Genomic DNA, 14,198 nt, shown 5'->3' with positions numbered 1-14,198 from the left:
ATGGAGATAGGCAATTTTTTCAATCTGCTAAAGAAATACAGAACTGTACTGATAATAATACCGCTTGTAGCAGTAATCACTTCTTTTTTCCTGGTAAAAAACTTACCTGATAATTACCAGTCGCACGCGGAAATAGCCACCGGCATAGTTGACGCGTCCAGCCATCTTCTTGATCAAGATCCGACGACTAACGTACAAGAGCAACAGGTTTACCGCGAATTCAGTAACCTCATGGCGATCATGAAGCTAAAGAAACTTATTGACCAGGTTTCTTATTCGCTTATGATCCATGACCTGAGCGATCCTTACCCCTTTCGTAAACAAAGTAAGGAATTACTTGAATTGCGGCCTTATGAAAAGGATAACGTATTAGCGATTTTTAAAAAGAAATTTGCCACCCTTCAACCATTATCTGTTTATGATAAAACCGAGAACTCACTTATTGGTTTGCTCAGGTCAATGAAATACGATGAACGTAACATAGTAAAAGACCTGCTAATTTACCGTGAAGAAAGCAGCGATTTTATTTCTGTAAGTTTTAATTCAGAAAACCCTCAGCTTTCGGCGTTTGTAGTGAATACATTATGCAAACAGTTTATCGACTATTATACCCAAAGCGTAAAGCAAAATGAATCAAATGCAGTAAACTTTTTATCAAATCTGTTAGATACCAAACGTAAGGCGCTGAGTGAAAAAACCAGCGAATTACAGCAGTATAAAATTCAAAACGGAGTATTAAACCTGGATGAGCAGTCCAAAGCGATTTTTAGCCAGATCATGACTTACAATGACAGAAAATTGCAGGCCGAAAAGGATGTAATATCCAATCAGGGCGCCATTGATGCTATCGTCCAAAAGTTCTCACCCGATGAAAGGAAATATGTTGAGTCGATAACCAACAAATACAACCAGGCTATCATTTCCACTCAGGACCAATTGCATATACTCGAAGATCAGTATGTACGCAGCGGGTTTAATAATAAATATAAAGAATCTCTTGATTCGTTACAGCAACAGCTCTCAAATCAGATAAATTTAACATCTGATAAATACATTACCAATCCGCTTGTGAGCAAAGAGGATCAGGTTAAACAAAAGCTTGGTCTTGAGATTTCCCGCGATCTGGCTAAATACAGCGTTAAATCAATAAATGACGAGCTCACAAACCTTAATGCTAAATTCTCCCGCCTGGTTCCGTTTGATGCGAAAGTAAAAACCCTTTATTTTGATATTGATATTGCAGGTAAAGAATACCTTGATGTATTGAACAAATACAATGAAACTAACCTGCGTTCAAGCATTTCAATAAAACTGGTGCAGATTGAGATGGCCCAGCCGGACGTGGCCCAACCTTCAAAAAAAATGCTGCTTATTATATTAAGCGGCATGGGCAGTTTATTTGCCTGTCTCTTCTGGCTGTTTATATTATTTTACATCGATGATACCATTAAAAGCCCTACCGAACTGGTTAATAAAACCCAGCTGCCATTATTAGGCTATCTAAACAAGATCAGCGGCGAAAATCTCGATCTGCGCAAACTTTGGGATGTTGAGCACCGTGAAAAAATGAAGATCTTTAAGGAGCTCTTGCGCTCTATACGCTTTGAGATCGATCAGGAATTAAAAGGTGAAAAAATTTTAGCCATAACAAGCATTGAGCCTGCCGAAGGTAAAACACTGCTGGCGATAAGCCTGGCATACTCTTACTCCATGATTAACAAAAGAGTGTTGTTAATTGATGGCAACTTCAATAACGCCACGATAAGTAATACCGCTCAGCCGCAGGTATACCTTGAAGATTATTTTAAAAACAGCCAATTTGGCCAACCCGAACTCAGCAGCTTAAACACTACTGTTTTAGGCAATCGCGGAGGTGACGTAACCCTGCTTGAAATTGGCAGCGAAGCCTTCGTTAAGAGCAAATTTGACGAGCTGCGGAGTAAATACGATATAGTAATCATTGATACTGCCCCACTTACCGCGCTTAATAAATCCAAAGAATGGTTATTGTTTGCAAATAAAACAATAGCTGTATTTGAAGCCAACAGGAAAATAAACAATATTCAGAAACAGCACATAACCTATTTAAAAGGGCTCGAAAACAAGTTTGCCGGCTGGGTACTCAATAAAACCGAATACAATCAGAACAAAGAAAAACGCTCCTAATTGAACGAAGCGCGCAACACCGGTTCATATACTTAACGTTACTTAAAATGAGAATTGACCCTCCCAAACCTAAAAAGGATCCGTTTGGAGATTTAAGTCCGCTTCAAAAAAAAACACGCAAAGCGGCTATAGTATTTGCGTTTATCAGTGTATTTGTATGGGCTGTGAAGATCTTGTTCCTGTAAATTTATAAAAAGAGTTACTACTTCATGCGCAATGAACCAACAGGTAATACTGAAATTAAGCAAAACTTTTGGAAAGCGCTTCTGATTCAAAAGTTTTCGCATCCGTTTGCCCTGTTTTTTCTGCTGATTATCTCACTTGTGATAAGTTTTTTAACCTATAAGCTTGGATTTATAGGCGTAGGTGCTGTTTTAGCGATAACTATAGGTTTACCCATTGTATTTGCCATTACCGTTTATCCCGAATTTGGAATTTGCGCGCTGATCATAGGTGCATTTTTCATCAGTTACATTGCTGAATTATTACCAAGCGGAGTACCCATCGGTACATTGATGGATGTAACCACCTATCTGCTTATCCTTGGTTTTTTTATAAAACAGCGCACCGAACAAAACTGGACCTATTTTAAAAATCCTATCAGCTACATGATATTGGTATGGCTGGCTTACAATATGTTTGAGTTTGTAAACCCTGCAGCCGCATCGCGGCTGGCCTGGATTTATACCGTTCGGACTGTGGGTTTCATTATGCTGATGTATTTTGTTTTTGTTTACCAGATCCGCACAGTAAAGTTTATAAAAACGCTTTTAAAGCTTTGGTTATTGCTGGATATACTGGCGGGAATTTCTGCTTTTCAACAAGAAAATATAGGTTTTTTTTCATTCGAGCGCCGATACCTGTATTCTGACCCTACCCGTGTAAGCTTGTTGTTCATCAACGGTCATATGCGTAAATTTGCCATCTTCTCTGACCCTGTTACATTTTCATACAACATGGTTATAGGCGCATTGCTCTGTGTTGTACTCATTATGGGCAAATTACCTGTCAAACGCAAAATATTACTGGGCTTTATCGCCGCTTTCTTCTTATATGTTATGCTCTATTCCGGTACAAGGGCTGCCTATGTATTGGTACCGGGAGCGCTTTCCATGCTGGCCGTTTTAAACTTCAACAAACGGGTTTTATTTTTCACACTTGTGGCAGGAGGCATGCTCGGCATTTTGATAGTAATGCCGACCTCCAACCCATTGATCAAGCGGTTTCAAACAGCTTTTAACCCATCCGATGACGCATCTTACAACGTCCGTGCTGAAAATCAAAGGAGGATCAAGCCTTATATCCTTTCCCACCCTATTGGTGGCGGCTTAGGTTCTGTAGGCGTTTGGGGCCGTAAGTTTTCACCAAACTCCATGTTAGCCAAATTCCCGCCCGACAGCGGTTATGTGCGCGTAGCTGTTGAAATGGGCTGGATCGGGCTCATCTTATTTTGTACACTGTTTTTTGTAGTGCTTAAAACGGGGATAAACTTTTACTTTAGTATCAAAAATCCCGAACTTAAAAACTACTGCCTGGCTATGTTGCTAATCTTGTTCGCGTTCAATATTGGTAACTTTCCGCAGCAGGCTATCGTTCAATACCCGTCAAACATCCTGTTCTACCTGGCCATATCCATCCTTGTAGTATGCAAGCGCCTTGACAACCAGGAGCAGGAGCAATTAAAAAAAATAGTATAGGGACAATACTAATTAATTAAGCAGATGTCATTTGTATCATCCATAAAATCAAATCCCAAATTAAAAAAATTAGTCCACTGGATGCTTATTCCGCCCGGACAGTCGAGGCCAAGGCTTTGGGTTAGGCTGATACTTAACCGCTTTTTCCATCACCGGGGTAAAAACAGTGTAGTAAGGTTTAATGCACGGATGGACCTTTTTCCGTTTAACAAGTTTTCCCTTGGCGCAAAAAGTATTGTGGAAGACTTCGCTGTGATCAATAACGGCGTTGGCGATGTATTTATCGGCGAAGGATCAGGCGTTGGCATCGGTACGGTAGTAATTGGCCCGGTTAAAATAGGCAATTTCAGCATGACCGCGCAGCATGTTGTAATATCCGGCCTTAATCATGGATATCAGGACGTAAGTATACCGCCCCGCCATCAAAAAGTAACCACCCAACTAATTACTATTGATGATAATGTGTGGATAGGCGCTAATTGTGTGGTAACCGCCGGTGTAACTATAGGTAAACATTCGGTTATTGGGGCCGGCAGTGTGGTTACAAGGGATATCCCGCCTTATTCGGTAGCAGTGGGCAACCCCGCCAAAGTAATAAAACAATATAATTTTACAACACAATTGTGGGAGAAAGCGTAAAACATGATACATGAGTTTATTTAAAAAATTAATAAACAAACACACGCTTTCACTGGCGACTAACGCCGTATTACCGGTTTTGGGAATGGTAATACTATCACTGCTGGCCCGCCGCTTAAGTAAACCCGCCTTTGGCAACTATGTATTTTTCCAGATTGTATTTACACTGGCCGATACCTTTCGCACGGGTTTTCTGCAAACATCGGTCATTAAATTTTATTCGGGCTCCACATCCGAAAGAATGAAAAACATATCAGGATCCGCCTGGTACCTGGGTTTTATGGTCACCTGTGTATTTGCCGTCGTAAATCTCCTGATCTATTTTATTTACACCAATCCGGATGCTGATATAGAAATTACACTTAAATGGTTCAGTATCATTTATTTATGCACACTCCCATCGGCGGTGAGCCTTTGGACGCTCCAGGCCGAAGAGCGCTTTGATAAAATGTTCACCTTGCAATTAATGAACCAGGGAGGTTTTCTGGCGCTGGTGGTTGGCGTTGCCGTTGCGGGCAAATCAAATTTTGAAATAACTATATATTGTTACTTTACAGCTAACCTGTTAAGCAGCGTTATTTGCATTATTACAGGCTGGGCTAAGGTAAAAACCATAGCACACAAAAACTGGGCTACAATAAAACAAATGGCCCATTTTGGTAAATACAGTGTAGGCACATCTATAAGTTCATACCTGCTCAGGAGCTCTGATACGTTTATCGTAAAGCCTATGTTCAGCCCTGATCTGTTGGCTGTTTATTACATTCCGCAACGACTTATGGAGATTTTTGAAATCCCGCTAAGGGCTTTCATTTCTACTGCATTGCCGGTAATGTCGGCAGCTGTACAGCGGGGCGATCAAAAATATGTCACCTATATCATGAAAAAATATGCAGGCATGCTGACCATAGCGCTTACCCCTATCGCTGTGATATGTTTTGTTGCTGCCGACCTTATTATCGGACTCTTGTTCGGAGCTAAATACCAGCATTCTGATGCAGGCAATATCTTCAGGATTTTTATGTGTTATGTAATGCTGTTGCCTATCGACAGGTTTTTCGGGATAACGCTTGATATCATCAACAAACCACATCTTAACATGATCAAAGTGTTCCTGATGCTAACTGTTAACATAATAGGCGATTTTACGGGAATTCTCATATTCCACAACTTGTATGCGGTAGCAGTTGCTTCTATCTTTACCTTTGCTACCGGTGCTATATTTGGTTACTGGGCATTAAAAAAACATCTTCAGTTTAAAATATCCGACATCTTTGTTTTAGGCTACATCGAATTAAAAGAGCTTATAGGTGTTGTGATGGGCAAAATAAAAGGAAAACGACTAACTGAATAAGCAAGTTATATGGAGCTTAAAAACCGGCATATCGTAATATTTTCGCAAATGCAGTTTGATAGCCGCCTCGAATCAACAAACTATACTATGGCCAAACATTTGGCCAAAGATAACTACGTGTATTATGTTGACAGGCCCTATACCTGGAAAGATTATATCCAGTTTAAAAATACGCCGGGCTATAAAGCACGCAAACCGCACTTCTTTTCTCCCAAAAATAGTTTTATCCAAACAGAGATCCCTAATTTAAAGATTATTATTACGCCTCCGGTGCCGTCGATCAATTCATTGCCCGAAGGAGCTGTCTATCGGCTGGCCGTAAAGGTGAACGAACGAATTGTAGCGGCGAGGCTCAATAAAATTATTAAGAGCCTTAAAATAAAGGACTACATCTTTATCAACTCCTATGCGTTTTACTATCCAACCATGCACCGGTTGTTGAAATTGAAACCATTATTAAAAGTTTATCATTGCGTTGATCCGCTTATTGAGGAATACCAAATTCGTCACGGCCTTATATCCGAAGATATATTGGTGAAAGATATGGATCTGGTGATCAGCACCAGTAAAGAGTTACGCAACGCAAAAGCAAAACTTAATCCTAACTCGTACTTCGTACCGAATGCAGCCGACATCGGCCATAGTCAAAAAGCGCTGGATCCGGCGTTGCCTGTAGCAGATATCCTTTTTGATATCCCTAAACCGATAATCGGTTATTTTGGCAATATTGAACGACGTATTGATTATAATTTACTAACACAGCTACTCGAACAAAATCCCGATAAAAACTTTGTATTTGTAGGGCCGGTTGGTAAAGATTATGAAAACAACCCTGCTTTTAATGCGCCTAATATTTTCAAAAAAGGAGCAGTACTTTATGAGCAGTTGCCTGCCGTACTTAAAGGATTTGATGTGGCTATTATCCCCTTTAAAAAAGATGACGTAAGCAGTTCCATTTTTCCGCTTAAGTTATTTGAATACCTGGGCTCGGGCCGGCCGGTAGTGATCACTGATTTTAACGAAGATTTAGAAGAGTTTACCGGCGACAGCGTATATATCTGCAAAAATGTTGATGAATTTTCTGCTGCCCTTAATTTATCGTTAAACGACACTCCTTTTTTACAACAAAAAAGATTAAAAATAGCCGCACAAAATACATGGGAGCACCGTATAACAGAGATCAAAAGTTTGCTGGCAACAAATTTGAACAATAAACCGAAAAGTTAATTTTTAATAATACAACCTGCTGCTAATTAATACAAACAGGGTTTAGCAATAAAACACATGGAAATCATTAAATTCATAGCATCCCTAATCGCCATTTTGCTGTTTATATACCTTGGTGTATATAGCCTGTACCTGTTTGTATTTTCGGTATTCGGAAAATTAATCCCCATCAAACCGCCTGCTACAGCCACCGCACTCAGTAAATTCATAGTTTATATCTGTGCTTATAAAGAAGATGAAATTATTTTAAACTCGGCGGCGGCGGCACTAACTATCGATTACCCTAAAGATATGTTCACGGTTTGTGTGATAGCCGACTCCATGAAACCTGAAACCATTGTTAAATTAAAGCAGATGCCTTTGCAGGTAGTAGAGGTGGTTTTTGAAACCAGCACCAAATCAAAAGCGCTGAACAAAGCCATTGAAAACACGGCGGTTGGATTTGATGCCGCGGTTGTTTTTGACATTGATAACATTGCCGCATCCGATTACCTATACCAGATCAACAACTATTTACAAGCAGGTCACCGGGTGGTGCAGGGCCATAGGGTAGCAAAAAACTCAAACACACAGGTAGCAATACTTGATGCTGTAAGCGAAGAAGTTAACAATCACATTTTCAGAAAATCGCAGCAATTGTTTAATTTTTCGGCAGCCATTATAGGTTCGGGTATGGCCTTGGAGTACAACCTGTTTGTAAATGTAATGTCGCGTATTGATGCCGTGGGCGGGTTTGACAAGGAAATGGGCTTATTATTGACCCGTGATAAGATCCATGTTGCTTATGCAGAAAAAGCGTATATCTACGATGAAAAAGTGAGTAATCCCGCAGTGTTTGAAAAGCAGCGTAAGCGCTGGCTTTCGGCTCAGTTTAACTTGCTTAAAAAGTATGGAGCAACCGCGCCGGCCCAATTTTTCCGCGGCAATTTTGACTACGTGAATGAGATTTATCAGATGGCTATCCTGCCGCGCGTATTAATGCTTGGCCTGATGCCTTTTATGCTATTGATCTCTTTTTTTACTCCGGGCATAGGCCCGCACTGGCATTTGTGGCTCGGGGCAACAGTGGCTTGTTACCTTGGCATCATAGTTGCCATACCAACATCGTTTTATAATAGAAAACTTTTAGAAGCCATGCTTAAACTGCCGCTTATATTTTTTACCATGTTTTTACTTCTGTTTAAGTTAAAAGGGGCAAACAAAAAGTTTATTCATACACCGCACGATAATGCTCCTGCAGAACCGGTAAACGAAGAGACAGCTGTGAAATAGCGAAAACGAGTGTGATAATTAATTGCCCAATAATATAATTACTTTGCCGAAAGTTTTTTCTCTGATGGTTGTAGTTCGGTCACTTATATAGAATACCCTAACCCATTAACAAAGGCCTTTAGAAATTATGCAATGATGCCTAACGCTGTTTAAGTTCAATTACCGAGGTAAATGTATTCACGCCTGTATCAGGTTTATGTTTGTAGTTAAACGCATCGCTGGCACGTGCAATGATCATCAGGCCATAATGTTCATTTAACCCCATAATGGTTTCCTTGTTAACATACCGCACATCGAGGTCTTCTGTAAAAAATTCTAACTGATTACTGTTTTTTACCCGTCCTTTTAATGTACCGAAGTCATCGCCGTAAATAGCAATTTCGTTTTGGGTAAATTTGCTGTGCGTTAACGGCCAGGTTAACAATGCCTGCCTGGTATTAATTTGCAGCGGCCTTCCCTTATCCTGTTTACTTATATATAATTTGTTATTTTTCAGATCGATCCCGATCCTGGTAACATCATCGCCCATGTGCTTGAGCGAATTAGTAAGCAGTTCAATCAGGATGGTTTTTATCCTGAAGCCGGCGTCGTCATCAAGTATATCTTTTGTTATGTTTTGGATATAATTAATGATTTGGACAGTTAAAGGATAAATACCTTCGGTTTCATTGTTAAAAACAAATTTTTTCAAGGTAGTAAATTCGTTTATGCCCCGGTTAAAGCCTCCTGTGTATTTGTATAGATCCTGAACACCTTATCAAGCCGCACTAATTGAAACAAGGACCTGATATCATTATTTAAACCAACTACGGCAATGTCTCCCCCGTTGTTCATGGCCAGTTTAAGAGCCGATACCAATGCACCTAAAAAAGAACTGTCAACATATATTACCTGTTCAAAGTTTACAATAACATACTTATTTCCTTTATTGATCAGGCTCATCAGTTCCGACTTAAATTGTTCAGCATTTGCCAAATTCGCCTCTTTAAGCTGAATATCCGCAATTAATGCATTATTAAGCAGATGTGTTCGTAATATCATTTAGCTGTTTTTTTGAATAAATATTAAACTGCAGTCATCAATTTGTTCTCTCGCTTTTTCGTTCAAAAAGCCATCGTATTTTAAGGTTGCAAATGAATTGGTTTTACCAAGATATTTTTCAATCTCATCAATAAAACTGTTCAGATCAGTTTTCTTTCCTGCCGGTGTCTCTTTATCTATCAATCCATCTGTTATCATGATCAATTGATCACCAGGCTGCATGGTAAATAAATGTTCATCAAAGCCGCCCTCTTTACTAATCCCCAGCAACAAACCTGATGAGTTAATCCTGTTAAGTTTATTTTCCCTGGAGCTAAAATACAACAGCGGCAAGTCGCCCGCGCCGGTATAACTTAGCGTTTCATTCTCCGGATCGATCCTGACAAGTGAAAGCGTCGACAACACGTCGCTCACAACCGGGTCATGATAAATTACCGAGTTGATTTTTTGCATGATACTTTTGGTTGATACGTCCCCTTCCGAAACACATATCCTTACAGCGGCCCTTATATAGCTCAGATAGCCGAATGAAAAAAACCACGCTCCCCATTTTTTGCCCATCACATCGCCCAGGATAATAAAAGTATACCTGTTATTTATAGTTAACACATCAATAAAATCTCCGCCAGGGTAATTCTCAAACGATTTATGCCAGAAATCTATTTCAAAGCCATTAATACGGGGCATTTCCTGCGGAACAGAATACAAATTTAAGGCTATTGCGGCGCTGCTCAGCTCCCTGATCGTGTGTTCGTGGCGTTCGCGGATGCTGTTCAAAAAATTATTGATCTTTGAGATAATGACCACAATGGGTGTATCCTTATCAATGTAGTCAATAGCATCAAGACTGATCCCCGCTATCATGTGAGCATGATCGGTAACTGATGTTAAAAACATAAAGGGGATATTTTTATACTCAGGTACAGTCATTAAATGCTGCCTGAATGCAAAACCATCTGTACCGGGCATTTGATAATCGGACAAAATCAAATCGGGGATCTCATTTTCAAGCGCCTTCATAGCTTCCTCTACATTACCTGCCTTGCGGCTAATAAAACCCTCTTTTTCCAAAGCCTGCCCTATAACCATCAAAATCAGCGGGCTATCATCAACCAGGAGTATTTTCGGACGTTTAGGCATATTAGTGAGTTCAGGCGTTAATTTTTCGGAGTAGGGCATTTATAAACAAATATACACCCGATAATACTATTAACACCGATATAACATCCATTAAAGTTATACCGTCGTCTTTTGAAAAATAAAAAATGGTAAACATTTCAAAATATGGCGGTGCAGGCATGATGATCATGGCTAAACCAAGTATGATCATGGTAACCGCAATTGCTACCAAAACTATATGTTTTATCCTTTCATGCAGCAGGTATTTCTTCGATTCCCGGCTATCAACCTGGTGTTGGGTAAGTAAAAATTCCAGGTTTGTTACCATATCAAGCCGGCTTTGCTCCTGGTCTAACCCGCTAAAGGCATCAAATTTTTGCTGGTTCGAATTACTTTCAATAGCATTATTTATTTTTTGCTGTATGGCTTTAACAAGTTCTTTATCAACATTCCCCTTTTTCAGCAATTGTATAAGCTCATCTGCTTTTATGGTAAGCAGTGACTCATCATTATTTGGTTGGTTATTATTCAAAGGAATATAGTGATATAATTGGTTAACTTTTACTAATATTAGCCGTAAAAAGCAATATTGATAATAACCCCTTTTAGATGAAAAAAGTTTCTGTTGTTACTGTAAGTTTTAATCAGCCATCCGTTACCGAGGAAATGTTATTATCAATTAAAAATACAAGTACTTATAGTAATATAGAAATAATTGTTGTTGATAATGCAAGTAAGGTAGATCCGGTTCCCGGCTGGAGAATAAAATACCCCGAAATAATATTTATCCGCTCGGATGTTAACCTTGGTTTTGCCGGTGGAAATAACCTCGGGCTTACGGTAGCTACCGGCGATTATATTTTTATGGTGAACAATGATACCGAGTTTACCCCGGGTTTAGTTGAAAAACTGGTTGAGGTAATGGATAGTAACACCGCCGTAGGAATGCTGTCGCCCAAGATCAAGTATTTCAGTGATAAACAATTAATACAATATGCGGGCTACACGCCTATGAACTATTACACCTGCCGAAATAGTGTGATAGGCTTAAAGCAAAAGGACGAAGGTCAGTTTGATCATATAACTGCACCTACAGCCTACTGCCACGGAGCAGCCATGATGATCAGGAAAGAAGCTATTGAAAAGGCGGGCATGATGAGCGAAAACTTTTTTCTTTACTATGAAGAGGTTGACTGGTGCGAGCACATTATAAGAGCAGGTTTTAAGGCCTGGGTTTGTACCGATGCGCTTATTTACCATAAAGAATCTGTTTCGGTGGGCAAAAAAAGCAAACTAAAAGAATACTTCATGAACCGGAACAGGATCCTTTTTATCCGCCGGAATGCCCCGCCGCTTAAAAAAGTATTATTTTATTTTTATTTTTTACTGATTGTTGTACCCCGTAACCTGGTTAACTACGTCAAAGAAAAACAATACGACTTTATTCCGATGCTTTTTAAAGCAGTATGGTGGAATTTTACCCACTCAAAAAACAGCAGCAATTTAGGATACCCCATTAACATCATAGCATGAAAATAATTTTAGCCATAAGCCTTTTTATTGTTTTTTACACTTTTGCCGGGTATGGGATTTTTCTGTACCTGATCATCAGGATCAAAAGGGCTTTTAAAGGCCGGAAAACTCTTCCTTCAGAAAACCTGGATGAACTTCCTACCTGTACTTTGGTGATAGCCGCTTACAACGAAGAATATTTTATTGAGCAAAAGATCAGCAACAGCCTCCTGCTTAATTATCCCGAAGGAAAACTAAAACTGCTCTTTGTGACCGACGGGTCATCGGATAAAACACCCGATATTGTTGCCAGGTACCCGCAGATACAATTGCTGCACCAGCCACAGCGCGCCGGCAAAATAGCCGCGGTGCATCGGGCCATGAACTATGTTAATACCGACGCTGTTGTATTTACCGATGCCAATACATTTTTAAATAAAGATGCATTGATCAAGATCTGCAGGCATTACAGCGATGCAACAGTTGGTGCCGTTGCGGGCGAAAAACGGGTACATATTGACGAGAACGCAGATGCCAGTGCGGCTGGTGAAGGGTTCTACTGGAAATATGAATCAGCCCTGAAAAAATGGGATTCGGAACTATATTCGGTTGTTGGTGCGGCAGGCGAACTGTTTAGTGTGCGCCGCTCGCTATATCAGCCTGTTGAAGCGGATACTGTGCTTGACGATTTTATGATCTCGATGCTGATAGCTGCCAAAGGCTACCGCATTGTTTATGAACCTGAAGCATACGCTACCGAAACGGCGTCGGAAAATGTGTCGGAAGAGTTAAAACGAAAAGTGAGGATAGCTGCCGGCGGAATACAATCTATTTTAAGGCTAAAAAAATTATTCAATCCTTTCCCCTACCCAATTTTATCGTTTCAGTATATCAGTCACCGGGTTTTAAGATGGACCATTACACCGTTCCTGCTTATATTATCGTTTATTTTAAACATTGTGCTGGCTTTTAAACCTGGAGAAACAGCTATGCAAGGACTATTATTAACGCAGGTATTGTTTTATTTGCTGGCTTTGCTCGGGCTGATAATGGAAAAGCGGCAGCTCCGTATAAAAATTCTTTTCATTCCCTATTATTTTTGTGTTATGAACTATGCGGTACTGGCCGGTATCATCCGTTATTTTAGCACGAAGCAAAGCGCTGTTTGGGAAAAGGTGCAACGAAAGCAGTAAAACATTGATTTAAGTTTTAATGACAGCTATTTTTTGAATGTTAAACATCTTAGAACCTGTTTAACACGTTGATTTGTATATTGAGACGCGTCACATTGCATCTCCTGTGCGCAATTTAAAATGGATTGGGCCACTCTAAAAAGCGGCTTTCGTCATTCAAGTTCTTGCTGATAATTTCCGTGAAGAAGAAATACAGTTTATGAAAGCTACTCCGGCAGAAAAACTCTTATTTTGATTTAAACAAGCCATATTTAAGGATACAGTAAATGGCCCTAACCCCATCCTTCCATCCTATCTTTTTGCCTTCTTCATAAGTACGGCCATAATAGGAAATACCTACCTCATAGATCCTGATCCGGTGCACCCTCGAGATCTTTTGGGTAACCTCAGGCTCAAAGCCAAAACGCTTTTCAGTGAGCTTTATGGATTGGATAACTTTGGTATTGAACAATTTATAGCATGTTTCCATATCAGTAAGGTTAAGATTGGAAAACATGTTTGAAGCAAAGGTAAGCCATCTGTTGCCAATGGTATGCCAAAAAAACAGGATACGGTGAGGGTTACTTCCCATAAACCTGGAACCATAAACCACATCGGCAAAACCTGCTACTACGGGTTTTAACAGGTCGTTGTATTCAGCGGGATCATATTCAAGGTCGGCATCCTGGATGATCAGGTAATCGCCTGTAGCTTTTGCTATACCTGTATGTAAAGCTGCTCCCTTACCTTTGTTTACTTCATGCTTAAAGTACTGAATGTTAACTTCGGGGTTGGCAAGTTTATATTTATAAATAGCTGCTTCTGTATCATCCGTTGAGCAATCATTTACAATGATCACTTCTTTTTCAATATCGTTGATAAGGTTTACCTCCTTAATTTTATCCAAAATTAAATGTATGGTTTTACCTTCGTTGTAAGCCGGGATAATAATTGATAATTTTTGTATCGTCATTTATTGTATTATTGCCTCGTAGATTT

General features: G+C 39.8%; 14 protein-coding genes. 9 read left to right on the top strand and 5 right to left on the bottom strand.

The window, feature by feature from the left end:
* From FHW88_RS07230 to FHW88_RS07200, 7 genes are read left to right on the top strand one after another with little or no spacing between them, the layout of a single operon-like run.
* Entirely contained in the window at positions 1-2,166 is a 2,166-nt protein-coding gene (locus tag FHW88_RS07230) for an exopolysaccharide transport family protein (RefSeq protein WP_176624228.1), read from the top strand.
* 47 nt (positions 2,167-2,213) lie between these two features.
* Complete coding sequence (locus FHW88_RS07225; RefSeq protein ID WP_175489921.1) at positions 2,214-2,351, top strand: hypothetical protein; 138 nt, start codon at positions 2,214-2,216, stop codon at positions 2,349-2,351.
* Between the two features lie 24 nt (positions 2,352-2,375).
* Positions 2,376-3,863: an O-antigen ligase family protein gene (locus FHW88_RS07220; protein WP_176624225.1), complete on the top strand. Its 1,488-nt coding sequence runs from the start codon at positions 2,376-2,378 to the stop codon at positions 3,861-3,863.
* A 24-nt stretch (positions 3,864-3,887) separates the two neighbouring features.
* On the top strand, positions 3,888-4,502 hold the full coding sequence (locus FHW88_RS07215) for an acyltransferase (protein WP_176624223.1): 615 nt from the start codon (positions 3,888-3,890) through the stop codon (positions 4,500-4,502).
* Between the two features lie 10 nt (positions 4,503-4,512).
* Positions 4,513-5,856, top strand: coding sequence for a lipopolysaccharide biosynthesis protein (locus tag FHW88_RS07210; protein WP_176624221.1), 1,344 nt, complete (start codon positions 4,513-4,515; stop codon positions 5,854-5,856).
* 9 nt (positions 5,857-5,865) lie between these two features.
* Positions 5,866-7,083 (top strand): glycosyltransferase, encoded by a 1,218-nt coding sequence (locus FHW88_RS07205; RefSeq protein WP_176624219.1) that lies wholly within the window; start codon positions 5,866-5,868, stop codon positions 7,081-7,083.
* Between the two features lie 57 nt (positions 7,084-7,140).
* Positions 7,141-8,355 (top strand): glycosyltransferase, encoded by a 1,215-nt coding sequence (locus FHW88_RS07200; RefSeq protein ID WP_176624217.1) that lies wholly within the window; start codon positions 7,141-7,143, stop codon positions 8,353-8,355.
* A 139-nt stretch (positions 8,356-8,494) separates the two neighbouring features.
* Here FHW88_RS07200 and FHW88_RS07195 read toward each other — a convergent pair whose 3' ends face one another.
* The 4 genes from FHW88_RS07195 to FHW88_RS07180 are packed head-to-tail and all read right to left on the bottom strand — an operon-like array spanning position 8,495 to position 11,047.
* Complete coding sequence (locus tag FHW88_RS07195; protein WP_176624215.1) at positions 8,495-9,046, bottom strand: hypothetical protein; 552 nt, start codon at positions 9,044-9,046, stop codon at positions 8,495-8,497.
* A 14-nt stretch (positions 9,047-9,060) separates the two neighbouring features.
* Positions 9,061-9,396, bottom strand: a complete 336-nt coding sequence (locus tag FHW88_RS07190; protein ID WP_176624213.1) for an STAS domain-containing protein — start codon at positions 9,394-9,396, stop codon at positions 9,061-9,063.
* Complete coding sequence (locus FHW88_RS07185; protein ID WP_176624211.1) at positions 9,397-10,536, bottom strand: fused response regulator/phosphatase; 1,140 nt, start codon at positions 10,534-10,536, stop codon at positions 9,397-9,399. It abuts the gene before it with no gap.
* Between the two features lie 10 nt (positions 10,537-10,546).
* Positions 10,547-11,047: a hypothetical protein gene (locus FHW88_RS07180; RefSeq protein WP_091167743.1), complete on the bottom strand. Its 501-nt coding sequence runs from the start codon at positions 11,045-11,047 to the stop codon at positions 10,547-10,549.
* 77 nt (positions 11,048-11,124) lie between these two features.
* Between FHW88_RS07180 and FHW88_RS07175 the strand changes: the two genes are divergently transcribed.
* Both FHW88_RS07175 and FHW88_RS07170 read left to right on the top strand, forming a co-directional pair.
* Positions 11,125-12,048 carry a glycosyltransferase family 2 protein gene (locus FHW88_RS07175; RefSeq protein ID WP_176624209.1) on the top strand — a complete coding sequence of 308 codons (924 nt, stop codon included), beginning with the start codon at positions 11,125-11,127 and terminating at the stop codon, positions 12,046-12,048.
* Positions 12,045-13,220 carry a glycosyltransferase family 2 protein gene (locus FHW88_RS07170; protein WP_176624207.1) on the top strand — a complete coding sequence of 392 codons (1,176 nt, stop codon included), beginning with the start codon at positions 12,045-12,047 and terminating at the stop codon, positions 13,218-13,220. The genes FHW88_RS07175 and FHW88_RS07170 overlap by 4 nt, the downstream gene beginning before the upstream one ends.
* Positions 13,221-13,446: 226 nt before the next feature.
* Here the strand turns inward: FHW88_RS07170 and FHW88_RS07165 are convergent, their stop codons facing one another.
* Positions 13,447-14,172 carry a glycosyltransferase family 2 protein gene (locus FHW88_RS07165; protein ID WP_090525035.1) on the bottom strand — a complete coding sequence of 242 codons (726 nt, stop codon included), beginning with the start codon at positions 14,170-14,172 and terminating at the stop codon, positions 13,447-13,449.
* Positions 14,173-14,198 lie beyond the last annotated feature (26 nt).

The organism is Mucilaginibacter sp. SG538B, from assembly GCF_013376065.1.
Classification (GTDB): domain Bacteria; phylum Bacteroidota; class Bacteroidia; order Sphingobacteriales; family Sphingobacteriaceae; genus Mucilaginibacter; species Mucilaginibacter rubeus.
Note: the sequence above shows the minus strand (reverse complement) of the source record. Positions and strands in the feature narration are given on the sequence as shown.